Origin of the sequence: Pararhizobium sp., assembly GCF_035497515.1 — a bacterium.
Taxonomy (GTDB): Bacteria; Pseudomonadota; Alphaproteobacteria; order Rhizobiales; family Rhizobiaceae; genus Pararhizobium.
In genome coordinates, this window is the sequence record NZ_DATJDJ010000064.1 from 1 (window position 1) to 25,407 (window position 25,407).

At 60.5% G+C, this 25,407-nt stretch carries 17 protein-coding genes and 2 pseudogenes; 8 read left to right on the forward strand and 11 right to left on the reverse strand.

The features are described from left to right. Positions 1 to 154 precede the first annotated feature (154 nt). Entirely contained in the window at positions 155 to 682 is a 528-nt protein-coding gene (locus VL202_RS07275) for a single-stranded DNA-binding protein (protein WP_325463463.1), read from the reverse strand. A gap of 267 nt (positions 683 to 949) precedes the next feature. On the opposite strand from VL202_RS07275, the pseudogene uvrA reads away from it, so the two are divergent. After that, positions 950 to 3,869: pseudogene (gene uvrA / locus VL202_RS07280) on the forward strand (excinuclease ABC subunit UvrA). Positions 3,870 to 3,892: 23 nt separating this feature from the next. Next, the gene (locus tag VL202_RS07285; protein WP_325463464.1) at positions 3,893 to 4,696 is read left to right on the forward strand and encodes a DUF72 domain-containing protein; all 804 of its coding nucleotides are present in this window, start codon (positions 3,893 to 3,895) and stop codon (positions 4,694 to 4,696) included. On the opposite strand, the gene VL202_RS07290 is transcribed toward VL202_RS07285, so the two are convergent. After that, positions 4,697 to 6,175 (reverse strand): NAD(P)H-hydrate dehydratase, encoded by a 1,479-nt coding sequence (locus VL202_RS07290; RefSeq protein WP_325463465.1) that lies wholly within the window; start codon positions 6,173 to 6,175, stop codon positions 4,697 to 4,699. 336 nt (positions 6,176 to 6,511) lie between these two features. On the opposite strand from VL202_RS07290, the gene VL202_RS07295 reads away from it, so the two are divergent. Beyond that, the gene (locus VL202_RS07295) at positions 6,512 to 6,850 is read left to right on the forward strand and encodes a P-II family nitrogen regulator (protein ID WP_018324798.1); all 339 of its coding nucleotides are present in this window, start codon (positions 6,512 to 6,514) and stop codon (positions 6,848 to 6,850) included. A 58-nt stretch (positions 6,851 to 6,908) separates the two neighbouring features. After that, on the forward strand, positions 6,909 to 8,318 hold the full coding sequence (glnA, locus tag VL202_RS07300) for a type I glutamate--ammonia ligase (protein ID WP_325463466.1): 1,410 nt from the start codon (positions 6,909 to 6,911) through the stop codon (positions 8,316 to 8,318). A 93-nt stretch (positions 8,319 to 8,411) separates the two neighbouring features. On the opposite strand, the gene VL202_RS07305 is transcribed toward glnA, so the two are convergent. Continuing rightward, the gene (locus VL202_RS07305) at positions 8,412 to 9,446 is read right to left on the reverse strand and encodes a TAXI family TRAP transporter solute-binding subunit (protein WP_325463467.1); all 1,035 of its coding nucleotides are present in this window, start codon (positions 9,444 to 9,446) and stop codon (positions 8,412 to 8,414) included. Positions 9,447 to 9,486: 40 nt separating this feature from the next. After that, complete coding sequence (locus VL202_RS07310; protein ID WP_325463468.1) at positions 9,487 to 10,545, reverse strand: hypothetical protein; 1,059 nt, start codon at positions 10,543 to 10,545, stop codon at positions 9,487 to 9,489. Positions 10,546 to 10,720: 175 nt separating this feature from the next. Here VL202_RS07310 and hspQ point away from each other — a divergent pair, with 175 nt between their 5' ends. After that, complete coding sequence (gene hspQ, locus VL202_RS07315; protein WP_325463477.1) at positions 10,721 to 11,050, forward strand: heat shock protein HspQ; 330 nt, start codon at positions 10,721 to 10,723, stop codon at positions 11,048 to 11,050. Between the two features lie 189 nt (positions 11,051 to 11,239). On the opposite strand, the gene VL202_RS07320 is transcribed toward hspQ, so the two are convergent. Further along, positions 11,240 to 11,869, reverse strand: coding sequence for an invasion associated locus B family protein (locus VL202_RS07320; RefSeq protein WP_325463469.1), 630 nt, complete (start codon positions 11,867 to 11,869; stop codon positions 11,240 to 11,242). A gap of 292 nt (positions 11,870 to 12,161) precedes the next feature. On the opposite strand from VL202_RS07320, the gene VL202_RS07325 reads away from it, so the two are divergent. Beyond that, positions 12,162 to 13,967: an extracellular solute-binding protein gene (locus VL202_RS07325; RefSeq protein ID WP_325463478.1), complete on the forward strand. Its 1,806-nt coding sequence runs from the start codon at positions 12,162 to 12,164 to the stop codon at positions 13,965 to 13,967. Positions 13,968 to 14,067: 100 nt separating this feature from the next. Then, on the forward strand, positions 14,068 to 14,733 hold the full coding sequence (locus VL202_RS07330) for a DsbA family oxidoreductase (RefSeq protein WP_325463470.1): 666 nt from the start codon (positions 14,068 to 14,070) through the stop codon (positions 14,731 to 14,733). Positions 14,734 to 14,782: 49 nt separating this feature from the next. Here VL202_RS07330 and mfd read toward each other — a convergent pair whose 3' ends face one another. Both mfd and VL202_RS07340 read right to left on the reverse strand, forming a co-directional pair. After that, the gene (gene mfd / locus VL202_RS07335) at positions 14,783 to 18,292 is read right to left on the reverse strand and encodes a transcription-repair coupling factor (protein WP_325463471.1); all 3,510 of its coding nucleotides are present in this window, start codon (positions 18,290 to 18,292) and stop codon (positions 14,783 to 14,785) included. Continuing rightward, positions 18,289 to 18,606: a succinate dehydrogenase assembly factor 2 gene (locus tag VL202_RS07340; RefSeq protein WP_325463472.1), complete on the reverse strand. Its 318-nt coding sequence runs from the start codon at positions 18,604 to 18,606 to the stop codon at positions 18,289 to 18,291. Before VL202_RS07340 ends, mfd begins: the two co-directional genes overlap by 4 nt. Positions 18,607 to 18,723: 117 nt before the next feature. On the opposite strand from VL202_RS07340, the gene recG reads away from it, so the two are divergent. Continuing rightward, positions 18,724 to 20,826 carry an ATP-dependent DNA helicase RecG gene (gene recG / locus VL202_RS07345; protein WP_325463473.1) on the forward strand — a complete coding sequence of 701 codons (2,103 nt, stop codon included), beginning with the start codon at positions 18,724 to 18,726 and terminating at the stop codon, positions 20,824 to 20,826. Here recG and VL202_RS07350 read toward each other — a convergent pair. The 4 genes and pseudogenes from VL202_RS07350 to glmU form a co-directional block, all read right to left on the reverse strand. Then, positions 20,813 to 21,526: a DUF502 domain-containing protein gene (locus VL202_RS07350; protein ID WP_325463474.1), complete on the reverse strand. Its 714-nt coding sequence runs from the start codon at positions 21,524 to 21,526 to the stop codon at positions 20,813 to 20,815. The two genes, recG and VL202_RS07350, sit on opposite strands and share 14 nt — an antisense overlap. A gap of 12 nt (positions 21,527 to 21,538) precedes the next feature. Further along, entirely contained in the window at positions 21,539 to 22,042 is a 504-nt protein-coding gene (locus VL202_RS07355; RefSeq protein ID WP_325463475.1) for an N-acetyltransferase, read from the reverse strand. Further along, positions 22,039 to 23,864 (reverse strand): annotated as a pseudogene (gene glmS / locus VL202_RS07360) (glutamine--fructose-6-phosphate transaminase (isomerizing)). The gene VL202_RS07355 and the pseudogene glmS overlap by 4 nt, the downstream one beginning before the upstream one ends. Positions 23,865 to 24,029: 165 nt before the next feature. Next, positions 24,030 to 25,388: a bifunctional UDP-N-acetylglucosamine diphosphorylase/glucosamine-1-phosphate N-acetyltransferase GlmU gene (glmU, locus tag VL202_RS07365; RefSeq protein ID WP_325463476.1), complete on the reverse strand. Its 1,359-nt coding sequence runs from the start codon at positions 25,386 to 25,388 to the stop codon at positions 24,030 to 24,032. Positions 25,389 to 25,407: the final 19 nt, after the last annotated feature.

The window sequence follows — 25,407 nt, forward strand, 5'->3', positions numbered from 1 at the left end:
TGCGATAAGGATTGCCAGCGTTCGTTGAGAAAATTTGGTGCTCCGCCCTAAACTTTTCGCAAAGCAGACGGGCGAAGCTGATTCTTCAACTAGAATACGCTTTGTATTCAATCGTTTAGTGAGCGTTAGTTTACAAAAAAATTTGCGCTCTTTTTTAGAACGGAATATCGTCGTCCATGTCGCGCGAAAAGTTTCCGCCGCCACCGCCGCCGCTGGAACGGCCTGATGGCGCCGGGGACGGGCGATCGTAATCGCCGCCATAGTCGCCACCCGTATTGCCGCCGCCGTAATCCGCACCGCCGCGACCGCCGCCAGCGCCCTGTCCATCGCCACGACCGCCGAGCATGGTCAGCGTCGAGTTGAAACCCTGCAGCACGACTTCGGTCGAGTAGCGATCCTGGCCGTCCTTGTCCTGCCATTTGCGGGTCTGCAACTGGCCTTCGACATAGACCGTCGCGCCCTTCTTCAGATACTGCTCGGCGACCTTGCAGAGACCTTCGTTGAAGATCACCACGCGGTGCCATTCAGTCTTTTCCTTGCGCTCGCCGGAATTGCGGTCGCGCCAGGTTTCCGAGGTCGCAATGTTGAGGTTGGCGATCGGACGGCCGTCCTGCGTGCGGCGGATTTCCGGGTCAGCCCCGAGGTTCCCGATCAAAATCACCTTGTTGACGCTACCAGCCATCTCGCTTCTTCCCGTTACCGTCCGGACGAAAGTGCCCGGCCCATGAAATTCTGAGCGGACATCCTAACGGCTTGAGCCCACCGTTACGCCCCGCCTTGGCGAACAATCCACAGTTCAATTGCAATATTCGTTCTTTATTTGTTCTAATAAATCCCTATTATCCTGTCAACCGACTCGGAAAGCGACCTGTTTTTCGCCAGATGCCTCGACATGGGCTTCGGCGTCCTTAAATAGGAGCTTTCCACTGCAGATCAAAAGCTGGGCACGATGAGCAAACTCGAAACCATTTCCATTCGCGGTGCGCGCGAACACAATCTGAAAGGCATCGACCTTGATCTGCCTCGCAACAAGCTGATCGTCATGACCGGCCTTTCCGGCTCCGGGAAATCGTCGCTTGCTTTTGATACCATCTATGCGGAAGGCCAAAGACGCTATGTCGAAAGCCTGTCGGCCTATGCGCGCCAGTTTCTCGAGATGATGCAGAAGCCGGATGTCGACCAGATCGACGGCCTGTCGCCGGCGATCTCGATCGAGCAGAAGACCACGTCGCGCAATCCGCGCTCCACGGTCGGCACCGTTACCGAAATCTACGACTATATGCGCCTGCTGTTTGCGCGCGTCGGCATTCCCTATTCGCCGGCGACCGGCCTGCCGATCGAAAGCCAGACCGTCAGCCAGATAGTCGACCGGGTCATCGAGTTCGGCGAAGGCACCCGCCTTTATATCCTCGCGCCGATCGTGCGCGGTCGCAAGGGCGAGTACAAGAAGGAACTCGCCGAACTGATGAAAAAGGGCTTTCAACGAGTCAAGATCGACGGCCAGTTCTACGAGATCGCCGACGCACCGGCGCTCGACAAGAAATACAAGCATGATATCGATGTCGTGGTCGACCGCATCGTTGTGCGCTCCGACCTGACGACGCGGCTTGCCGACAGCCTGGAGACCTGCCTGACGCTTGCCGATGGCCTCGCCATCGCCGAATTCGCCGACAAGCCGCTTCCGCTCGAGGAGACCTCGGCGGGCGGCTCTGCCAACAAGTCGTTGAACGAAACGCATGAGCGCGTCCTCTTTTCGGAGAAATTCGCCTGTCCCGTCTCCGGTTTCACCATTTCCGAAATCGAGCCGCGGCTGTTCTCGTTCAACAATCCTTTCGGCGCCTGTCCGACCTGCGACGGTCTCGGCAGCCAGCAGAAGATCGACGAAGCGCTGATCGTTCCGGAGCCTGAACGGACCCTGAAGAACGGCGCCATCGCGCCCTGGGCGAAATCCTCGTCGCCCTATTACAATCAGACGCTCGAAGCATTGGGCAAGGCCTTCGGCTTCAAGCTGTCGAGCAAGTGGACCGACCTTTCGGACGCGGCCAGGCACGCGATCCTGCAGGGCACGGAAGAAAAGATCAGCTTCCACTACGAGGACGGCGCCCGCTCCTATAATACGACCAAGACCTTCGAGGGCATCGTCCCCAACCTGGAGCGCCGCTGGAAAGAAACCGACAGTGCCTGGGCGCGCGAGGAAATCGAACGCTATATGTCGGCGGCCCCCTGCCCGGCCTGCAACGGTTTTCGCCTGAAGCCGGAGGCGCTGGCCGTCAAGATCGACAAGCTGCATATCGGCGAAGTCACGCAGATGTCGATCCGCGTCGCGCGCGACTGGTTCGACGTCCTGCCGCAGCATATGAATGCCAAGCAGAACGAGATCGCGGTGCGCATCCTCAAGGAAATTCGCGAGCGGCTGCGGTTCCTCAACGATGTCGGTCTCGAATATCTCAGCCTGTCGCGCAATTCCGGCACGCTATCGGGCGGCGAAAGCCAGCGCATCCGGCTTGCCTCGCAGATCGGCTCGGGGTTGACCGGGGTTCTCTATGTCCTCGACGAACCGTCGATCGGCCTGCACCAGCGCGACAATGCAAGGCTGCTCGATACGCTGCGCCATCTGCGCGATATCGGCAACACGGTCATCGTCGTCGAGCATGACGAGGATGCCATCCTCACCTCGGACTATGTCGTCGATATCGGCCCGGCCGCCGGCATCCATGGCGGCCAGGTGGTGGCGGAGGGCACGCCGCAACAGGTCATCGATAATCCGAATTCGCTGACCGGCAAATATCTTTCCGGCGAGATGGCGGTCGCCATCCCGGCCGAGCGCCGCAAGCCGAAGAAGAAAAAGGAAATCACCGTCGTCGGTGCGCGCGCCAACAATCTGAAGAATGTGACGGCGTCCATTCCACTCGGCATCTTCACGGCCGTGACCGGCGTCTCGGGCGGCGGCAAATCGACTTTCCTGATCGAGACGCTCTACAAATCGGCCGCACGCCGCATCATGGGCGCCCGAGAAATCCCGGCTGAACACGACCGGATCGACGGTTTCGAACATATTGACAAGGTCATCGACATCGACCAGTCACCGATCGGCCGGACGCCGCGTTCCAATCCTGCGACCTATACCGGTGCCTTCACGCCGATCCGCGACTGGTTCGCCGGCCTGCCGGAGGCCAAGACGCGCGGCTATCAGCCGGGCCGCTTCTCCTTCAACGTCAAGGGCGGCCGCTGCGAGGCCTGCCAGGGCGACGGCGTCATCAAGATCGAGATGCACTTCCTGCCCGACGTGTATGTCCTGCGACGTCTGCCACGGCAAGCGCTACAACCGCGAAACGCTTGATGTTCATTTCAAGGGCAAATCGATCGCCGACGTGCTCGACATGACGGTCGAGGAAGGCGTCGAGTTCTTCGCCGCGGTTCCGGCCGTGCGCGACAAACTGCAAGCGCTGCAGGGCGTCGGCCTCGGCTATATCAAAGTCGGACAGCAGGCGAACACGCTTTCGGGTGGCGAGGCGCAGCGTGTCAAGCTTGCCAAGGAACTGTCGAAGCGCTCGACCGGCCGCACGCTATATATTCTCGACGAGCCGACCACCGGCCTGCATTTCCACGATGTCGCCAAGCTTCTGGAAGTGCTGCACGAACTGGTCGACCAGGGCAATTCCGTCGTCGTCATCGAGCACAATCTCGAGGTCATCAAGACCGCCGACTGGGTGATCGATTTCGGCCCGGAAGGCGGCGACGGCGGTGGCGAAGTGATCGCGGCGGGAACGCCGGAGGATATCGTCAAGGAGAAGCGGTCCCATACCGGCGCGTTCCTGAAGGAACTGCTGGAACGGCGACCGATCCGCAAGGCTGTCGCGGCAGAATAAGTTTCGGGATGGGGAGACGGAAAATGAGCAATTCAGGCACGATCCGCTGCGGCATTGGCGGCTGGACGTTCGATCCCTGGGAGGGGACATTTTATCCGGAGAAACTGTCGAAGAAGCGGCAGCTTGAATACGCCAGCAGCCAGTTGAAGGTCATCGAGGTCAACGGCACCTATTACGGCTCGCAGAAGCCGGAAACCTTCGCAAAATGGGCTTCTGAAGTGCCGGATGGCTTCCTCTTCTCGCTCAAGGCAAGCCGGTTTGCCACCAACAAGAAGGTGCTGGCGGACGCCGGGGATTCGATCGAGAAATTTCTCGGCCAGGGCTTGAGCGAACTCGGCGACCATCTCGGGCCGATCCTCTGGCAGTTCATGCCGACCAAGAAATTCGACGCCGATGATTTTGGTGCTTTCCTGGCACTCTTGCCGGAAAAGCAGGATGGCCTGACGTTGCGGCATGTGGTCGAGGTTCGCCACGATTCCTTTCGCACGCCGGAATTCGTAGCCTTGCTGGCAAAGCACAAGGTTACGGTCGTCTGCGCCGATCATTTCGAATATCCGATGATCGCCGATGTCACCGGCGACTTCGTCTATGCCCGCCTGCAGACCGGCAGCGACGATGTCGAGACCTGCTACGATGAAAAGCGTCTGGATCTGTGGTCCGATCGACTGAAAACATGGGCTTCGGGAGGAGATATCGTTGATCTTGACCACGCCGATCCCGATCAAAAGCCGGAAAAGAAACCACGCGACGTCTTTGCTTTCTTCATCACCGAGGGCAAGGTCAATGCGCCGAACGGCGCGCGGGCGCTGCAGAAGCGGGTTGATTGATCAGGTGGACAGCGGTTCGATCGCGGCGGCAAGATCTTCCGCCGTCAACCCCTCGCCCGCCTTCATCCCTGCCCGGCCATGGCGCCAGACACCGGCAGTAGCGGCCTCGAAGGCCGGCATGCCCTGCGCCAGATGGGCGCCGATGATGCCGCCGAGCGTATCGCCGGATCCGGCCGTCGCCAGCCAAGACGGCGCATTGGTGTTGATAACAGCGCGGCCATCGGGAGACGCGATGACCGTATCGGCGCCCTTGTAGACGATAATGGCATGGCTGCGCTTCGCGGCGGCCAGCGCCCGATCCACCTTGGACAGCGTCTCGTCCGCTTCGATATCCGGAAACAACCGCGCGAATTCACCCTCGTGCGGCGTCATGACAAAGCGGGTGGAGCCTGAGGAAAAGGCCGAAAACAACTGCGACGGGTCGTCCTTGAAGGCCGTGATGCCATCCGCATCGAGAACCAGCGCCCGCTCGTGCAACAGCGCCACATAGTGGCGGATCTTTTCCAGATCGCCGAAACCGGGACCGAGCACGAAAGCGCTGACCCGCCTGTCGTCCACCCAGGCCTTCAGGTCAGCCGCACCCTCTATGTGCCTGAGCATGACTGCCGTCAGATGCGAGGCATTGGCGGCAAGCGCCGCGGCACCGGAGGCCAGCGTCACCAGACCGGCGCCCGCCTTCAGTCCTGCCGCCGCCGAAAGCCGGGCGGCGCCTGTCGACAAGGGGCCGCCGGAGAAAACGGCGAGATGGCCGCGCTTGAACTTGTGCGCGGAAGGATCGAGCACCGCTGCATGGTCGCTCCAAAGATGCGGGCCGTTTTCGCCAAGACCGCCCCAATGGCTGCGCAGGAGGCGCTCGGGAATGCCGATGTCGATGACATCGAGGCCGCCGCAAAGCATCCGCCCCGGAATCAGCAGATGTCCCGGCTTGCGGGCCATGAAGGTGACCGTGTGGCTGGCGCGAAAACTCTCGCCCAAGACCTGCCCCGTTCTCCCGTCGACGCCGGATGGCAGGTCAACGGCGATGACCGGAAGGTGCAGGCCCGAAACTGTCCGCATGAGTGTTGCGACATTTTCGGGAACGGCACGCGTCAGACCGGCGCCGAACAGGGCGTCAAGGATGATGTCCCCGGCTTGCGGCGCGTAATCGCCAATCGGCAAGACGCCGCCAGGCCAGAGCGAAAAGGCGTGCGCCGCATCGCCCTTCAGGCTCGAGGAATTGCCAAGCGTATGGACGACAACACCGGCACCACTGCCGCGAAGGGCCGTCGCCGCGACGTAGCCGTCGCCGCCATTGTTGCCCGGCCCGCAGAGAACAACGAACCGAAGAGCTTGCGGATAGAGCCGCAAAGCCGTTGCTGACACGGCCGTCCCGGCCGCCGTCATCAATGCAAAACTGTCGATGCCCGACCGCGCCGCATCGCGGTCGACTGCGGCCATTTCCCGGGGCGTGACGATGGAATGATGTCGGTCGAAGCGCATGGCTCAAAATGCCTTGCCGTTCAGAGGGCGACAAGCCCAAAATGAAAGCCAATGTTGTGCATTTTTTATGCATTTGCACATATTTGACGCTCAATTTTCACGCTTAATAAAGTCTTACGCACAACAAGATGCGGACAACTGCCACCAACGCGTAAAATTTCATAAAAAATAGGCAGAAGGCGCTGTTTATTCCGAATAAACGGCTATGATCACTGCCGGTGGATGAGTTTTCATCCAAAACGGCATCGCATTTTCCATATCTGGCATGCAAAATGCATATTGAGGGCGAGCGGGCATAAGCCTGCCATAACGGGAGAAGCGGAGAGACATTTTCTCATGAAAAAGATCGAAGCGATCATTAAGCCTTTCAAGCTTGACGAAGTGAAGGAAGCCCTTCAGGAAGTTGGCCTGCAGGGGATCACCGTCACCGAAGCGAAGGGCTTCGGACGCCAGAAGGGCCACACGGAACTCTACCGTGGGGCGGAATACGTTGTCGATTTTCTCCCGAAGGTGAAAGTCGAGGTCGTGCTGGCGGACGAAAATGCGGAAGCCGTGATCGAGGCTATCCGCAATGCCGCCCAGACCGGACGTATCGGGGACGGAAAGATTTTCGTGTCCAATATCGAAGAGGTCATTCGCATCCGTACCGGCGAGACCGGTATCGACGCCATCTAATTCGCCCGGCCGTCGGCTCGGGTTCTACCTCGTCATCTTAAAGAGGAACTTTCAAAAAATGACGACTGCAAACGATATCCTCAAGCAGATCAAGGAAAACGACGTCAAGTTCGTCGATCTGCGCTTCACCGATCCGAAGGGCAAGCTGCATCATGTGACGATGGACGTTGGTGTTGTCGACGAAGACATGTTCGCGGACGGCGTCATGTTCGACGGCTCCTCGATCGGCGGTTGGAAGGCGATCAACGAATCCGACATGGTGCTGATGCCCGACACGGCAACAGTCCACATGGATCCGTTCTTCGCGCAGTCCACGATGGTCATCGTCTGCGACATCCTTGATCCGGTTTCCGGCGAAGCCTATAACCGCGACCCGCGCGGCACGGCCAAGAAAGCCGAAGCCTATCTCAAGGCGTCCGGTATCGGCGACACGGTCTATGCGGGCCCGGAGCCGGAATTCTTCGTCTTCGACGACGTCAAGTACAAGGCTGACCCGTACAATACGGGCTTCAAGCTGGATTCGTCGGAACTGCCGTCGAACGACGACACCGATTACGAGACCGGCAACCTTGGCCATCGTCCGCGCGTCAAGGGCGGCTATTTCCCGGTTCCGCCGGTCGACAGCTGCCAGGACATGCGGTCCGAAATGCTGACGGTCCTGACCGAAATGGGCGTCACCGTCGAAAAGCAGCACCATGAAGTGGCGGCCGCCCAGCACGAACTCGGCGTCAAGTTCGATACGCTGGTGCGCAGCGCCGACAAGGTGCAGATCTACAAGTATGTCGTGCATCAGGTTGCCAATGCCTATGGCAAGACGGCAACCTTCATGCCGAAACCGATCTTCGGCGACAACGGTTCGGGCATGCACGTCCACCTGTCGATCTGGAAGGATAGCAAGCCGCAATTCGCCGGCGACGAATATGCCGGCCTGTCGGAAAGCTGCCTGTACTTCATCGGCGGCATCATCAAGCATGCCAAGGCGATCAACGCCTTCACCAATCCGACGACGAACTCCTACAAGCGTCTCGTCCCGGGCTATGAAGCGCCGGTTCTGCTCGCCTACTCCGCGCGCAACCGTTCAGCCTCCTGCCGCATTCCGTTCGGCACGGGTCCGAAGTCCAAGCGCGTCGAAATCCGCTTTCCCGATCCGCTCGGCAATCCGTATCTCGGCTTTGCGTCAATGCTGATGGCCGGCCTCGACGGCATCAAGAACAAGATCCATCCCGGCAAGGCCATGGACAAGGATCTTTACGACCTGCCGCCGAAGGAACTGAAGAAGATCCCGACCGTCTCCGCCTCGCTGCGCGAAGCGCTCGAAAACCTCGATCGCGACCGCAAGTTCCTGACCGCCGGCGGCGTCTTCGACGACGACCAGATCGATGCCTATATCGAACTGAAGATGGTCGAAGTCATGCGCTACGAAATGACCCCGCATCCGGTCGAATTCGACATGTACTATTCGGCCTGATCAGCCAGGGCGGGATTTCAGGTCTCGCCATCAACCACAGCGAAAAGGCCGGCTTCCTCCGAAGCCGGCCTTTTTGTGAGAGCAATACCTCGATTATTGTTTCTTCAGCCGCTGCTTCAACAGGTTGAGATATTCCTCGTTGCCGTCGGGCTGGCTCACGGCTTCGGGCGCCTTGCATGTCGGTTTGTAACCGAGCGCCATGCCGGCCTTGACGCAAACGCCAACCTGCCATCCCGGCGGCAGCGCGGTCAGGTCGACATCCTTCCATTTCGGGTGACCCGTCGCCTGCAAGGTGTCGAGATTGTTGAGGATCAGGCTCGAAAAGTCGGACACGGCCTTGCAGCTTTCGCGCTGGTAGGCATTGCGCTTGACGTCATAGTCATAGGTCATCATCACCGCCTTGACGGCGATCAGATCGACCGGGTCCTTCTGGAAGGCATAGGTGCCGGCATCAATGCGCGAAGCGGTGTAGGTTGCCAGCAGCGGCGCCTCGGTGATCGGCACGAGATGGAACCTGGCGCCATCGATCGGATTGTTCTTGAACAGCGCCGCCGGTGCGCCCGCCACATAGAAGAAGGCGTCGATCTCGCCGGACAGCAGCTTGGGCAGCGCCGCATCCGGGTTGAGCGGCACGCGTTCGCCGGTCTTGACCTGCAGAATGTCCAGGATCAGCGAGGATGTCAGATAGGTGCCGCTATCCTTGACGCCAACGGCCACCTTCCTGCCGGCAAGATCCTTCATGCCGGTTATGTCCGACTTGGCGAGAACGTGGATTTCCTCGTTGTAGAGCGGATACATGATGCGCACGCCGCGCACTGCCTGTTGCACCTCCGGATCATTGGCCTCGAAGGTCTTCAGATATTCCAGCACATCGCTCTGGACGATGCCGAACTGGGTGCTGCGGCGGTTGCGCACACCGACGAAATTTTCAAGCGATCCCGCCGATTCCACCACATTGAGCGTCTGACCGCAGTTCCTGCTGAGTGCGGCGACATCCCGCCCGATCTGGATATAGGTGCCCTGCGGCCCGCCGGTCATGATGTTCTTTTCGAACTCGGCAGCGGCAACCGGATGGAACGAGAGTGCCGCCAGTGTCGTGGCGATGGCGAAAGCCTTTCGAAACATCATCTCTCCTCCAGAAAACCGCGATGCGCCTGGCATCCGGATGTCAGCAATCACTTTTGAAATCACGCATCAGGTTGCGCATCACGATCAGCGGCACCCTGTCGAACACGCTTTCCAGCGCATCCGTGACGCAAGCACCCGACGACAGCTTGTCCTTGAGGATGCGGGCCTTGTCGTCATCCAGAACGCTGATTCCACGGGTCGAATTCAGCACGCTCTCCACCAGTGCCGGGTCGCGCGGAACAAGCCCACCATCCGTTGCGGGTTCCTCGACCTTGCCATCCACTTCGCTCTTCACAGGGGTGTCCGTCACCTGGGGCGTGTCGGTCTTTGGCGTCGCCGCGTTTTTTGCGGTCTGGTCGGCAAGCTGTTTTTCAAGCTGCTCTACACGGCTCCGCTCCTCGGCCAGATTCCCCTGTAGCGTCTTGATCTGCACGTCGCGCGCCAGGTCGAGGGCTGACTTGAAGGTCGGCGCCTTGTTCTCCGCCTCGGCGGTTTTTTGCTCAAGAGCCTTGCGGGCGGCCACGGCATCCGCAGCCGCCTTTTCGAGCGACGTCTTCAGACTGGTAACCTGCTTGTCCAGAGCGCGCTTGGCATTGCCGAGATTCTCGGCTTGTTTCCAGGCATCGCCAGCATCGGACTTTGCGGCGGCAAGCTGGTCGTTCAACCTGCCGATCGTCGCCGTAAAATCGTCGGCTGCGGATTTCGACGCCGTTTTCTCCGTCGACAGCAGCTTTTCAAGCGCCGCGATATCGCCATCGCGTTTGTCGAGCAGGCGGTTGAGTTTCGGCACTTCGTTGAGCTTCAGGTCGGCATAATCCTTTTCCAGCTCTTCCGCCCAGTTGCCGGAATTCTTCTTGAGCTCGACCAGGCTCTTGTTCAACGTATCGCGCTCGGCCGTGATTTTCGTTACCTCTTCGTTCAGCGAGCTCGCCTGCGTCTTCAGTTTCGTGATTTCAGCCTGCATCGACTGGCGGACGAACCAAAAATAGGTGCCGCCGCCTGCCACGCCCAGGCACAACACCGCCGCCAGAAGCAAGGCGGACGACGAACCACCGCTGCCGCGCGTTACCTGATTGTTCCGGCCCCATTGGTTGTTCATTCATGGCCCGCCATGGAAAAATCCTCTGCACAGGAGGTACGACGAATTCTCAAGCGAGGCAAGCAACAGCATCCGAACGCCGTCGCAGGCATTTGCACCATGTGCATGCGCTTACGCAAGACCTTGATGTCTCGTAAAAAACCACCACATATCATGGTGAAAGGAACCTAACATGATGAAACAGAGAGACGCAAAATTTCAGATTGGACAGGTTGTTCGCCATCGCGTGTTTCCGTTCCGCGGCGTGATCTTCGACGTCGATCCGGAATATGCCAACACGGACGAATGGTGGAATGCCATTCCCGCCGAGGTCCGCCCGACCAAGGACCAGCCGTTCTATCACCTGCTCGCGGAAAGTGATGAAACCGAATATGTGGCCTATGTGTCCGAGCAGAACCTGATCTCCGACGATAGCGGAATGCCGATGCGTCACTCGCAGGTGACAGCATTCTTCGATCCGGAGACGGTCGGCCAGTACAGGCCGAAGGCCGTTGTCCAGCACTGAGCCGCTGCTGCATAATTCCTTAAATCGGAATCGATTTAAGGAGAAAGTCATGCAGCAGATTTAAAGTGTTACAGCGACCTTTGCGCGTCATATTTGACACGCGTTTGACGCGCGGCGCTGTAGCGGCTCCTCCAAAACGGAAAAGGCCCGGAGTGAAATCCGGGCCTTTGTGTTTCAGTCGTCAGACGATCAGTTCGCCTTGGCAGCCTTCTGAGCGTCTTCCAGCTTCTTGCGAGCGTCGTCCGCCTTCTTCTGCATTTCTTCCTGCAGAAGACGCTGGCGCTCCTGCAGCTTCGACTGTTCGATCGGTTCGCCGTCAAATACGCCGGTAAAGCCGTTGAGCGAAATCTTGATCGGGTTCGGCGCGCGCTGGAAATTGACGGAGGTGAAGACGACCTCGCCACCCTTCTTCAGGCTTGCCAGAACCGCGTCGGAAAGCGGAACTTCGGCAACGCACTTGTCCGGCATGCAGATAGCGTAATCGAGCTTGGCGCCCTTGCCGCCGTCGATCTGCATCTGGATGCCCGGAGGGACGAGGCGGGCGGACGGAACCGACACCTGCAGAACCCTGCGGTTGACCTTGCCCTGAACGCTGATCAGGCCGACGGCCGTGATCAACTGGCCGTTGCTGGCGGTCAAGAGGTTCTGCACGATGCAGACATCGTTGTCTTCCTGCTTGGTGCAGACCTTGAACCAGCCCTGCGGCGGGCGGCCGGCCGCATCCTGCGCGAAGGAAGCAACGGGCATCGCGGTGGCGGCGAAAGCGCCGGCAAACGCCGCGAGGGCAGCCTTCTTGGTGAAGTTCGACTTGAAGATCATAACGATATCCGTCTCCTGAATTCCGGTGTCTGAGCTGTCTTAGGCCGCTCGTCATCAATGGTCAGCTGCCCGCTCTCCTGTTGGGCAAATAAGGCAATTGCATGACCCTCGTCTCCGGGAACACCTGTTACAGTGCGCGGCCACGGATATCCAGTCTTTCCGTATTTTTTTTGCGATCAACTCTTGAGCCAGTATCGGCTTTTTAAAGTATCTCTTGGTTGGAAATGCCGGTCAACGTGATAATTTGCCGTGATTCATATGGTCAGGGAAGCGGGAGGCGAGCTTGCGCTCATTGTTTTTAGGTCTGATTTCGCTGCTCGGCACGCTCAGCGCGGGAGCTGTCGCACAGGCCGAGCCGGTTCACGGCATCGCCATGCACGGCCAACCCGCCCTGCCCGCCGATTTCAAGAACTTCCCTTACGTCAATCCGAATGTGAAGAAGGGCGGCAAGGTCGCCTATGGCGTGGTGGGTACGTTCGACAGCCTCAACCCGTTCATCCTGAAAAGCATGCGCACCACGGCGCGCGGCATGCTCGACCCGGAATACGGCAATCTCGTCTATGATTCGCTGATGCAGCGTTCGCGCGATGAGGCATTTTCGCTCTATCCGCTGCTCGCCGAAACTGTCGAATGGGACGAAGATCGCACGTTCATCCAGTTCAACCTGAACCCGAAGGCCAAATGGGCCGATGGACAACCGGTGACGCCGGAAGATGTGATCTTCACCTTCGAACTCTTCCGCGACAAGGCTCGCGCCCCTTTCAGCACGCGATTGGAGATGGTAGCGAAGCTTGAGAAAGTTGGCGACCGCAGCGTACGCTTCACCTTCAACGACAAGGCCGACCGCGAGTTTCCATTGCTGATCGCGATGACGCCGATCCTGCCGAAACACGCGACGGATGTATCAACATTCGACCAGACATCGCTGAAACTCCCGCTCGGTTCCGGCCCTTACCAGGTTGCCGATGTCAAGCCAAGCGAACGTATCGTCTACAAGCGAAACCCCGACTATTGGGCGAAAGACCTGCCGACGAAAGTCGGGTTCGACAATTACGATCAGATCTCGGTCGAATATTTCCTCCAGGACAATTCGCTGTTCGAGGCCTTCAAGAAAGGTGAGGTCGATATCTACCCGGAAGGCAGCCCCACCAAATGGGCGCGCAGCTATAACTTCCCGGCCGTTCAGTCCGGGGCGGTGATCAAAGATCAATTCACCCCGAAAACGCCATCAGGCATGCTCGGTTTCGTCTTTAATACCCGCAAGCCGATCTTTGCCGATGCGAAATTGCGGCAGGGGCTCGCCATGGCCTTCGATTTCGAATGGGTGAACAAGAACCTGTTCGACAATGCCTATACCCGCACCCAGAGTTTCTGGCAGAACTCCAACCTCTCCTATCTCGACATGCCCGCCGACGATCGCGAACTGAGCCTGCTGGGAGATATCCGCAACCGCATCAATCCCAAGGTGCTCGACGGCAGCTATCGCCTACCGGTAACGGATGCGACAGGTCGCGACCGCAATGTTCTGCGCGAGGCGGTGACACTGCTGCGTGAGGCCGGCTATTCCATCAAGGATGGCAAGATGCTCGACGCCAAAGGCACAGCGTTGTCGTTCGAAATCATGACTCAGAACGAAGGGCAGGAAAAACTAGCGCTCGCCTACCAACGCTTCCTCGCCGCGCTTGGCATTACCGTATCCGTGCGGACGGTCGACGATTCGCAATATCAGCTGCGCACCCAATCCCGCGACTATGACGTAATCGTCAAATCCTTTCCTTCGTCCCTCTCACCCGGCATCGAACAGGTTGGCCGTTGGACGTCCGCGGCCCGTGATCGTCCGGATAGGGACAGCTTCGCCGGCGTGGCTGATAAAGATGTTGACACACTGGTCAACAACATTCTGCAGGCAAGAACAGTCGAGGATTTCACAGCTGCGGTTCGCGCTCACGACCGCATGCTGGTGTCGAATTTCTATCTCGTTCCTCTCTACCACATCTCTGCGCAATGGGTTGCCCGTCACAAGCATATCGGCCGCCCGGACACCGTACCGCTTTACGGCTACCAGTTGCCGGCATGGTGGGATGAATCTGCGCAGTAATGCCGATTTGGGGCCGGTATACTTTCGGTAACGCATTGAAACCGGAATCGGCTGCGCTTATGTCGCTGGGCAACCACCCCTCAGCGCAAGGAGCAAGCGCATGGACCATGTCAATATCGACGTCGTTTCGGACGTCGTCTGCCCCTGGTGCTATCTCGGCAAGGTTCGGCTCGACCAGGCGATCGCCAATGTCGCCGGCGATATCCATGTGACGGTGAACTGGCGCCCGTATCAGCTCAATCCCGACCTGCCGCCGGAAGGCGTCGATCACAAGGCGCATCTCGCCGCCAAGCTCGGCGGTGAGGCTGCCGTCGATCGCGCGCATGAGATGCTGACCGGCCTTGGCAGAGAGGATGGCATCACCTTCGATTTCGCAGCGGTCAAGGTCAGCCCGAACACGCTAGACGCCCATCGCCTGGTCCGTTGGGCGCTGACCGAAGGTCCGGACGCGCAGAGCACCGTCGCCACGCTTTTGTTCAAGGCGAACTTCGAGGAAGGCCGCAATGTCGGCGATCACGCTGTCCTGCTGGACATTGCCCATAAGGCGGGGCTCGACCGCGCCGTCATCGCTGCCCTGCTTGCCTCGGATGCCGACAAGGATGCTGTTTCGGAGGAAATCGAGATGGCACGCGGCATGGGCGTCACCGGCGTTCCCTGCTTCATCATCGACAGCAAATATGCCGTCATGGGCGCGCAATCCGTCGAGGCCCTGACCGACGCACTGCGCGACATCGCCAAGATGAAGGATTCGGCGCAGATCAATTGACGGCCCGTGATTTTACATGAAAAGGCCGCGCCTCACCCGCGCGGCCTTTTCATGTCTGCTTCGCCAGGCCAGCAAGCTGGGTCATGACCACGGCGGAGCCAGCCAGGCGTTTTTCCGGCGTCGGAAAATCCCGCTGGAAGAAGATGCTGTGATCCGGCCGGATCTTCGCCATGATGCCTTGCTTGGCGATAAAGCCGACAAGTGCGCCCGGATTGGGAAATTCGCGGTTGCGGAACTGCACCACAACGCCCTTCGGGCCGGCATCGAGCTTTTCGACATTGGCGGTGCGGCAGAGCGACTTGATATAGACGATCTTCAGCAGGTGCTGGACTTCGAGCGGCAGCGGGCCGAACCGATCGATCAGCTCGGCGCCGAAGGCGTCGATATCGCCAAGCTCGGTGATTTCCCCGAGCCGGCGGTAAAGGCCGAGCCGCAGGTGCAAATCCGGAACATAGTCGTCGGGGATCATCACCGGCGTGCCGACGGAAATCTGCGGCGACCAGCCGCTGTCAGTGATTTCCTCGTCGCCCTTCAGTTCGGCCACCGCCTCTTCGAGCATCTGCTGGTAGAGTTCGAAACCGACCTCCTTGATATGGCCGGACTGTTCGTCGCCGAGCAGGTTGCCGGCGCCGCGGATATCGAGATCGTGGCTGGCGAGCTGGAAACCGGCACCCAGTGTATCAAGCGATTGCAGCACCTTCAGGCGGCGCTCGGCCATGCCCGTCAGAGTCCGGTTGACCGGCAGCGTGAACAGCGCGAAGGCGCGGACCTTCGAGCGGCCGACGCGTCCGCGCAACTGGTAGAGCTGTGCCAGGCCGAACATGTCGGCGCGGTGAACGATCAGCGTGTTGGCGGTCGGTACGTCGAGGCCGGATTCGACGATCGTCGTCGAGAGCAGCACGTCGTAACGACCCTCGTAGAAAGCATTCATGATGTCTTCGAGCTCTGTCGCCGGCATCTGGCCGTGCGCGACGGCGACTTTCAGCTCCGGCACGTCGGACTTGAGGAAATCATGAATTTCCGAAAGGTCGGCAAGGCGCGGGCAGACGTAAAAACTCTGGCCGCCGCGATAATGCTCGCGCATCAGCGTTTCGCGGATGACCAGCGCATCGAAGGGCGAAATGAAGGTACGCACCGCCATGCGATCAACCGGCGCCGTCGTGATCAACGACAGTTCGCGCACGCCGGTCAGTGCCAGCTGCAATGTACGCGGGATCGGTGTCGCCGACAGCGTCAGCACGTGCACGTCGGATTTCAGCTCCTTCAGCCGCTCCTTGTGCTTGACGCCGAAATGCTGCTCCTCATCAATGATCAGCAGGCCTAGATTGGCGAAGTTGATCGATGCGCCGAGAAGCGCATGCGTCCCGACGACGATGTCGGTCTTGCCTTCGGCTACTTCCTTCTTGGTCAGTGCCAGCTCCTTGGAGCCGACAAGGCGCGATGCCTGGGCGATGCGGATCGGCAGGCCCCGAAAACGCTCGGTGAAGGACTTGAAATGCTGGCGGGCGAGCAGCGTCGTCGGCACCACGACGGCCACCTGGACGCCGTTCATCGCAGCGATAAAGGCCGCGCGCAAAGCCACTTCCGTCTTGCCGAAGCCGACGTCGCCGCAGACGAGCCGATCCATCGGCCGGCCGGCACCGAGATCGTCCCGCACGGATTCGATCGAGGTCAGCTGGTCCTCGGTCTCGTCATAGGGGAAACGGGCCGCGAATTCGTCATAGAGGCCTTCGGGCGTGGTCAGTACCGGGGCATGCCGGGTCAGGCGCTCGGCCGCGATCCGGATCAGGCCGCCGGCCATGTCGAGCAGGCGTTTCTTGAGCTTTGCCTTGCGCGCCTGCCAGGCGACACCACCGAGCTTGTCGAGAACCGCGTCGCTGCCCTCGGAGCCGTAGCGCGACAGAAGCTCGATATTCTCCACCGGCAGGAAGAGCTTCGCTTCGTCGGCATAGACCAGTTCGAGGCAGGCGTGCGGCGCGCCGGCCGCCTCGATCGTGCGCAGGCCGATGAACCGGCCGATGCCATGCTCGGCATGGACGACGATGCTGCCCTCGTCGAGGCCGGCAACCTCGGCGATGAAGTCGGCCCCACGCTTGCGGCGCTTGGCGCGGCGCACCATGCGGTCGCCGAGAATGTCCTGTTCGCCGATGACGACGAGATTGCCCATCTCGAAGCCGCTTTCGAGGCTGAGAACACCGGAGGCCGCCTCTCCGGCTTTCAGGTTCTGGACCTCGGCAAGGGTTTTTACCGGCTTGATATTGCCGAGCCCGTGTTCGGTGAGCACCTGCAGCAGGCGATCGAGAGACCCTTCCGACCAGGCTGAGATCAACACCTTGGCGCCCTTTGAACGGCGGTCGGCGATGTATTTGACGGCAAGATCGAAGACGTTGACCCGCTCGGCATCGCTGGTCGCATCGGTCGTATTCTTCGCCCAGCGCACGCCGAGTCGCGCGTCGATCGGGATGACCTGACGCGCTTCGCCCTCATGCTCGCTGAACGGCGACAGGCGCACCGCATGGCGCGCAGCTAGGGCCGCACTGAAGCCTTCCGCGTTCAAATAGAGTCTGTCCGGCGGGACCGGCTTGTAGGGTGTGCCCTGCGATATCTGCGATTTTCCCGGCGAGGCGGAGGATTGGCGGGCCTCGTAATAGTCGTCGACCAACTTGGCACGCTCGGCAGCGGCCTCGCGAGCGACATGGTCGGTGACGATATGGAAGCCGGCGAGATAATCGAAGATCGTGTCGAGCCGGTCATAGAACAGCGGCAGCCAGTGTTCCATGCCGGCATAACGCCGTCCTTCGGACACCGCCTGATAGAGCGCGTCGTCCCGGGTCGCCGCGCCGAACATCGAGAGATATTGCGTGCGGAAATGGCTGATCGTTTCCGGCGTCAGCGACACTTCGCTCATCGGGTTGAGATCGAGCGAGCGCGCCTGACCGGTGGTGCGCTGGCTTGCCGGATCGAACGAGCGGATGCTTTCGAGCGTATCACCGAAGAAATCGAGGCGAACCGGCTCTTCGCTGCCGGGAACGAAGACATCGAGGATACCGCCGCGCACCGCATATTCGCCGACCTCGCGGACGGTTGCCACGCGCTCGAAGCCGTTGCGGCCGAGGCGCGCCGCGACGTCGTCCATGCGGATGACCGCGCCCGGACGGGCCGAAAATGCCAGGCTTTCGATGACCTCCTGCGGCGCGATCTTCTGGAGCGCTGCATTGACAGTGACCAGCACGATCGCCGGATGCGGCTTTTTCGCATGCGCGATCAGGCCGCTCAGGGTCGAGAGACGCCGCGCTGAAGTGTCAGCACTTGGGGAAACTCGGTCATAGGGAAGGCAATCCCAGCCCGGCAGCGTCAGGACCGGAATATCCGGCGCGACGAAACCCAGCATCTGCTCGATATCTGCAATGCGCTGGCCGTCGGACAGGATATAGGCGACCGGGCCGTTGGCGCGTGCGAGTTCGGCGAGAATCAGCGGCTCGACACCGGCCGGCACGGGACCGATCGTCATCTCGCGGGTGGCGCGGGCGACCGCCTTGGGATCAAAGCCTGATATCATCGGGCACTCTTGTCCTTGTCGAGGAACGAAACATCAAAATCCGGGCGATAGGAGACGATACGGTCGAACAGCGGTGTGCGATAGCGCTCGGGCGCGGGCTGCGACCCCAAAATCCATGTCAACAGGTCGGTGTCTTCCTCGCCCATGATGGTCTCGAGTTCATCAAGATCGGTCTCTGGCAGGTCTGCAAGCTCGTTGTCGGCGAACTGGCCGAACACCAGGTCCATCTCGCGGACGCCACGGTGCCAGGCACGAAACAGAATTCGTCGGCGGCGCGGGTCGAGATCGGCGCTCGTGCGTGTGATGCCCGTCATCAGCAGTCCTTCCTGTCGCCGCATCGGTGAAGGCGGCGCGTTGCCATGGCTCTATAAACGCTGGAAAGCGTATTGTCAGCCTTGCCAAAGACCTAATCCTCGTTTCAGTCTGCGCGCATGCGCCCCGCCCTTCTCGATCCGCTTTTCGCTCCGCTCAACTCGCTTCCCGGTATCGGCCCGAAGGCGGGCGACCTTTATGCGCGGCTGCTCGGCCGCGAAAGCATCGACGATTGCCGGGTGATCGATCTCATCTTCCATGCGCCGCATTCCATTGTCGACCGCCGCCACCAGCCGGTGATCGCGCGTGCGCCGCAGGGTGTCATCGTCACGATCACCGGCCGGGTGGACCGGCACCAGCCACCACCGCCGCGCACCAACCAGCCCTACCGCGTCTTCCTGCATGACGACACCGGGGAGCTGGCGCTGACGTTTTTCAGGGTCAAGGGCAACTGGCTGGAAAAGGCGCTTCCGGTCGATGAAACCGTAACCGTCAGCGGCAAGGTCGACTGGTTCAACGGCCGCCCGTCGATGGTCCATCCGGACTACATGGTGCGCGCCGCGGAAGGTGAAAACCTGCCGCTGGTTGAACCGGTCTATCCGCTGACGGCGGGCCTGTCGGCGCGCATCCTGCGCAAGGCTGTCGAGGCGGCTCTGACGCGTGTGCCGGAGTTCCCTGAATGGATCGATGAAGCCCTGATGCTGAAACAGGGGTTTGCATCCGTCCATGACTGCTTTCTTGCGTTGCACGATCCGCGCGACGAGACCGATATCGATCCGCAGGCGCCGGCGCGGCGACGGCTTGCCTATGACGAATTCCTGGCGGGCCAGCTATCGCTCTCGCTGGTTCGCCAGCGCCTGCGCAAGGTCGCCGGCACGCCGGTCCATGCGACGGGCAAACTGAGCGGACCGGTCCTCGCCGCCCTGCCCTTTTCGCTGACCGGCAGCCAGACGATGGCGATCGCCGATGTCCTAAAGGATATGGCGGGGACCGAGCGCATGCTGCGGTTGCTGCAGGGTGACGTCGGTTCGGGCAAGACGGCGGTGGCGTTGATGTCGATGCTTGCGGCCGTCGAGGCCGGCGGCCAGGCGGTGCTGATGGCGCCGACGGAAATCCTTGCCCGGCAGCATTTCGCCACGCTGTCGAAGATGGCGGCTCCCGCCGGCATCACCATCGATGTTTTGACCGGGCGTACGAAGGGCCGCGAACGGGACGCGATCCTCGAACGGATCGCATCCGGTGAAACCCGGATCGTCATCGGCACGCATGCGCTGTTCCAGGATACGGTCGTCTACAACAATCTCCTCCTGGCAGTGGTCGACGAACAGCATCGGTTCGGCGTTCATCAGCGCCTGCGGCTGACCGCGAAGGGCATTTCTCCGCACATGCTGGTGATGACGGCAACGCCGATCCCGCGCACGCTGGTGCTCGCGGCCTTCGGCGACATGGACGTGTCGAAGCTCACCGAGAAGCCGGCTGGCCGCAAGCCGATCCAGACCGTGGCAATTTCGACAGAGCGCACCGGTGAAATCGTCGCACGGCTGCGCACGGCGCTTGCCGATGGCAAGAAAGCCTACTGGATCTGCCCGCTGGTGGAGGAATCGGAAGCCTCCGACCTGATGTCGGTGGACGAGCGCTTCCAGGTCTTGGTCAAGGAGTTCGGCCTCAATGTCGGGCTCGTTCACGGCCGCATGAACGGGGCGGAAAAAGACGCCGTGATGCTCGCCTTCAAGAACGGCGAAATCCGCCTTCTGGTCGCCACCACCGTCGTCGAAGTCGGTGTCGACGTGCCGGATGCGACGATCATGGTCATCGAGCATGCCGAGCGGTTCGGGCTTGCGCAGTTGCACCAGCTGCGCGGTCGCGTCGGGCGTGGCGACGAGGCATCCACCTGCATCCTGCTCTACAAGGGACCGCTCAGCGAAAACGGACGCGCGCGCCTATCGATCCTTCGGGATACGGAGGACGGCTTCCTGATCGCCGAGGAGGATCTGAAACTGCGCGGCGAAGGTGAACTGCTGGGGACGCGGCAATCCGGCACGCCCGGTTTTCGCATCGCCTCGCTTGAGGCGCATGGCGATCTCCTCGAAATCGCCCGCAAGGATGCGGCCTATGTCATCGACCGCGATCCGGACCTGACATCGCCGCGTGGCGAGGCGCTGAGAACGTTGCTTTACCTTCATCGCCGGGATGAGGCGATCCGGTTTCTCAGGGCTGGCTGACGGCCGGTTGTTCAGTTGCGTTGGAGATTGCAGTCTCCGGCCCCTCGATCTGTTTTGGCTTGTAATCGGGCGAAATCAGACCGCCGGAGATCAAGAGTTTGGCGCCTTCCTCCGGCGTCATGTCGAGCGGAACGATCTTGCTGCGCGGGACGAACATCAGGAATCCGGCGGTCGGCACCGGCGTCGGCGGCAGGAAGACGGCAACCATTTCTTCGCCGTCCTTGTTGAGTTTCGCGGCAATCTCGCCCTGCGCATCGCCGGCGATGAAGACCAGAGCCCAGCTTCCGGGGCTCGGAAACTCGATCAACCCGCACTTCTTGAACGATGTGGATTGCTCGCGCAGCACGGTTTCGAAAATCTGCTTCAGGCTTTTGTAGATCGTCCGCACCAGCGGCATGCGCTGCAGGATGGATTCGCCGAAACTGACGACGGAACGCCCGATCAGGTTCCGGCCGAGGAAACCCACCAGCGTGATGAACACGACAGCGATCAGGAGGCCGGTGCCCGGAATGGCAATGTTGAAATAAGATTCCGGGTTGTAGCGCTGCGGAACATAGGGCGTCACCCAGCTATCGGCCCAGTCGATGAAGGTGAAGGTCAGCCAGATCGTGATGGCGAGCGGCGCGCAGATGATGAGGCCGGTGAGGAAGTTGTTTCGAACGCGCCCGGCGAACGATATTTTTTCTGGGCTGTCGTTCATTCGGTCGTCCGCTTATGCTGCAGCGCCGTAAAACGCCTTGTGGTACTGCACAATGCCGGATGCCACGGAGCCACGCAAGGTCAGTGCCAGGAAATACTCGGGCGGCGGTCCGGGAAAACGCAAAGCGTCGTAATGCCGAAAGCCGAAGCGCTCGTAGTATCCGGGGTCCCCAAGAAGTACGCAGCCCGCCGCACCGATCTCGCGCAACCGGTCGAGCCCGGTCTTGATCAACGCCATGCCGATTCCACCCTTCTGTCGGTCGGGATCGACGGAAACCGGTCCAAGTCCGAACCAGTCGTCTGCGCCATCCGCGACCTCAACCGGTGAAAAGGCAACATGGCCAACGACCACATCGTCGATTTCAGCCACCAAGGAAATTACCAGCGCGCCGTCGGCACGAAGCCGGTCGATAATCGCCGCTTCCGTGCCATCACTATAGGGCATGCCGGCGAAGGCAATGGTGGTCAGGGCGCGAATCGGGATGATATCGCCCGCCGTCTCCGGACGGATGATCACTCCACGGTCACCGATTTCGCCAGATTGCGCGGCTGATCGACATCGGTGCCCATGAAGACGGCGGTGTGATAGGCAAGCAACTGGATCGGCAGCGAGAAGATCATCGGCGCGATGATTTCGTCGACATTCGGCAGGACGATGGTGCTCATCGTTTCCAGCCTGGACGCGGCAGCCCCCTTCTCGTCGGTGATGAAGATGATGCGTCCGCCGCGTGCCGCGACTTCCTGCATGTTGGAAACGGTCTTTTCGAAGAAGCGATCATGAGGCGCGATGACGATGACCGGCATGTTCTCGTCGATCAGCGCGATCGGACCGTGCTTCAATTCGCCGGCAGCATAGCCTTCACATGGATATAGGAGATTTCCTTGAGCTTCAGCGCGCCTTCCATGGCCAGCGGATAGCTGGTGCCGCGGCCGAGATAGAGCACGTCTTTGCACTTGGACAGTTCGCGCGACAGGCTTTCGATCGCCGGTTGAATGCTGTTCAGCACCTTGCCCATGATGCGCGGCATTTCGACGAGATGGCCGACCAGTTCCTTTTCCTCGGCCTCCGATACCGTACCGCGCGCGCGACCGGCGCCGATGGCGAGCGATGCCAGCACCGAGAGCTGGCAGGTGAAGGCCTTGGTCGAGGCGACACCGATTTCCGGGCCGGCCAGGATCGGGAAGATCGCATCCGATTCCCGCGCGATCGTCGATTCCTTGACGTTGACGACGGCGCCGATCTTCAGGCCGTTTTCCTTGCAATAGCGCAGCGATGCCAGCGTATCGGCTGTTTCGCCAGACTGCGAGATGAACAGCGCAGCAGACTCCGATGACAGCGGAATGTCGCGATAGCGGAATTCCGACGCCACATCGATTTCGACCGGCAGCCGCGCATACCGTTCGAACCAGTATTTGCCGACGAGACCGGCGAGATAGGCGGTGCCGCAGGCAGAGATCGCCAGGCTCGGCACACTGGCGAAATCGATGGCCGATGCCGTCGGATTGACCCGGTTGCCGATGAAGTCGATGTAGTGTCCGAGCGCGTGGGAAATGACTTCCGGCTGCTCGTAGATTTCCTTTTCCATGAAATGGCGGTGGTTGCCCTTGTCGACCATATAGGCGGCGGCCACCGAAACCTGGCGCGGACGGTGGACGGGCTTGCCGTCATGATCGAGGATCTCGATACCATCGGCGGTCAGGACAGCCCAGTCGCCGTCGATCAGGTAGGTGATTTCATTGGTGAACGGCGACAGCGCGATCGCGTCGGAGCCCAGGAACATTTCACCCTTGCCGAAACCGACAGCAAGCGGCGGGCCGCTGCGCGCCGCCATGATCGTATCGGGCGCATCCTGGAAGAGGACGGCCAACGCATAGGCGCCGGTGACACGGCGCAGCATGGCCTGCATGGCATCGCGCTGGCTCAGACCTTCGCGGATCAGCCCGGCGAGAAGCTGGGCCACGACTTCCGTGTCGGTCTGCGTCTTGAAGACGGCCCCTTGCGCACTCAGTTCGTCCTTGATCTCGGAAAAATTCTCGATGATCCCGTTGTGGACGACGGCGACGCCATCGGTGAAATGCGGATGCGCATTGTTTTCAGTCGGCGCGCCATGGGTTGCCCAGCGCGTATGGGCAATGCCTGTCCGGCCGGCGAGCGGTTCGCCGCGCAGCTTGGCCTCAAGATTGACCAGCTTGCCCTCGGCGCGGCGGCGTTCCAGTACGCCATCGTGGATCGTCGCGACACCGGCGGAATCGTAGCCGCGATATTCCAGCCGTTTCAGCGCATCGACAAGACGCTCCGAGACGGGCTGATTTCCAACGATACCAACGATGCCGCACATATCTGTTCTTCTCCGCAATTCGTTGTTGAAACAGGGCATCGCGGTGAGGCGAATGCCGCTCAAAGTTCATTTTTCAGATGCCGTCTTGGTAGCGAATTCCCCAGAATGCGCAATCAGCCGGAACCTCACTTTCGGTTTCAGCTTTTAACCTGAGCGCATAACGGATTAAGTCTTCTGCTTCGCCGCTTTTTCCGCCCGGTAGCGGTCACGCAGCATCTTTGCCCGCCCCGGCTTGATTTCCTGACGAGCCCGGCCGAAAGCGAGGGCATCGTCAGGCACGTCCCGCGTGATGACGCTGCCGGATGCCACCAGCGCGCCATTGCCCACCGAAACAGGCGCCACCAGCGAGGAGTTGGAGCCGATGAAGGCGTTCGCGCCGATGCGGGTGACGTGCTTGTTGACGCCATCGTAGTTGCAGGTGATCGTTCCCGCGCCAATATTGGTCTTTTCACCGACGAAAGCATCGCCGATATAGGTGAGATGATTGACCTTGGCGCCGGCGCCGATCTCCGCCTTCTTGACCTCGCAGAAATTGCCGACCTTCGAATCCGGACCGAGATTGGCGCCGGGCCGCAGCCGCGCATAGGGACCAACGGTCGCGCCGGCGCTGACATGGGCGCCTTCCAGATGCGAAAATGCGTGGATGATCGCACCGCTTTCGACCGTCACGCCGGGGCCGAACACGACATTCGGCTCGATCAGCACATCCTGGCCAAGCTCGGTATCGAAGGACAGGAAGACCGTTTCCGGCGCGAGCATCGAGACGCCGGAGACCATCAGTTCGTGGCGACGGCGCTTCTGCCAGATGGCCTCGATCGCGGCGAGTTCGGCGCGGTTGTTGCAGCCGGTCAGCTCGGTTTCCGGCGCTTCGACGGCGATCGCCTTGCCGCCCTGGGCACGCAAGATCTCGACGATATCCGTCAGATAATATTCACCCTTCACATTGGCATTGCCGATCCTGCTGAGCAACTCCAGCGCCTTGGCGCCGTTGATCGCCATCAGCCCGCCATTGCAATAGGTGATCTTCTGCTCCGCTTCGGAGGCATCCTTCTGCTCGCGGATCGCAAGAAGTTCGTCGTTCTCCACGATCAGGCGGCCGTATCCCGTCGGGTCGGCCGTCTTGAATCCGATGACGACGACATCATTCCCGTCCGCTAACCCCTGTCGGGCCGCCGTCAGGGGCGCCGCAGTGATCAGCGGCGTGTCGCCGAACACGACGAGGATATCGTCATAGCCCCTGGCGATCGCTTCCTTCGCCGCCAGAACGGCATGGCCGGTGCCGAGCCGTTCGGTCTGGATGAAGGCCGACAGGTCGATATCGTTGCGCGCAGCCGCCGATTTCACCAGATCGGCATCGCGGCCGAGAACCAGCGCGGCAGAAGAGATCGACGCTTTGACCAGCGATTCCACCACATGGGCGATCATCGGGCGGCCTGCGACCGGATGCAGAACCTTCGACATGGATGACTTCATCCGTGTGCTTTCTCCTGCTGCCAGGATGATCGCAAGACATGTGCGCTGCATTCGGATTCTCCGTCAAAAT

What these genes read in the sequence shown, in the direction of transcription:
- VL202_RS07295 (WP_018324798.1), top strand. Translation starts at nt 6,512, where the DNA reads ATGAAAAAGATCGAAGCGATCATTAAGCCTTTCAAGCTTGACGAAGTG.
- VL202_RS07330 (WP_325463470.1), top strand. Translation starts at nt 14,068, where the DNA reads ATGGACCATGTCAATATCGACGTCGTTTCGGACGTCGTCTGCCCCTGG.
- VL202_RS07285 (WP_325463464.1), top strand. Translation starts at nt 3,893, where the DNA reads ATGAGCAATTCAGGCACGATCCGCTGCGGCATTGGCGGCTGGACGTTC.
- VL202_RS07290 (WP_325463465.1), bottom strand. Translation starts at nt 6,175, where the DNA reads ATGCGCTTCGACCGACATCATTCCATCGTCACGCCCCGGGAAATGGCC.
- VL202_RS07275 (WP_325463463.1), bottom strand. Translation starts at nt 682, where the DNA reads ATGGCTGGTAGCGTCAACAAGGTGATTTTGATCGGGAACCTCGGGGCT.
- mfd (WP_325463471.1), bottom strand. Translation starts at nt 18,292, where the DNA reads ATGATATCAGGCTTTGATCCCAAGGCGGTCGCCCGCGCCACCCGCGAG.
- glnA (WP_325463466.1), top strand. Translation starts at nt 6,909, where the DNA reads ATGACGACTGCAAACGATATCCTCAAGCAGATCAAGGAAAACGACGTC.
- VL202_RS07340 (WP_325463472.1), bottom strand. Translation starts at nt 18,606, where the DNA reads ATGACGGGCATCACACGCACGAGCGCCGATCTCGACCCGCGCCGCCGA.
- VL202_RS07320 (WP_325463469.1), bottom strand. Translation starts at nt 11,869, where the DNA reads ATGATCTTCAAGTCGAACTTCACCAAGAAGGCTGCCCTCGCGGCGTTT.
- VL202_RS07305 (WP_325463467.1), bottom strand. Translation starts at nt 9,446, where the DNA reads ATGATGTTTCGAAAGGCTTTCGCCATCGCCACGACACTGGCGGCACTC.
- hspQ (WP_325463477.1), top strand. Translation starts at nt 10,721, where the DNA reads ATGAAACAGAGAGACGCAAAATTTCAGATTGGACAGGTTGTTCGCCAT.
- VL202_RS07350 (WP_325463474.1), bottom strand. Translation starts at nt 21,526, where the DNA reads ATGAACGACAGCCCAGAAAAAATATCGTTCGCCGGGCGCGTTCGAAAC.
- VL202_RS07310 (WP_325463468.1), bottom strand. Translation starts at nt 10,545, where the DNA reads ATGAACAACCAATGGGGCCGGAACAATCAGGTAACGCGCGGCAGCGGT.
- glmU (WP_325463476.1), bottom strand. Translation starts at nt 25,388, where the DNA reads ATGCAGCGCACATGTCTTGCGATCATCCTGGCAGCAGGAGAAAGCACA.
- recG (WP_325463473.1), top strand. Translation starts at nt 18,724, where the DNA reads ATGCGCCCCGCCCTTCTCGATCCGCTTTTCGCTCCGCTCAACTCGCTT.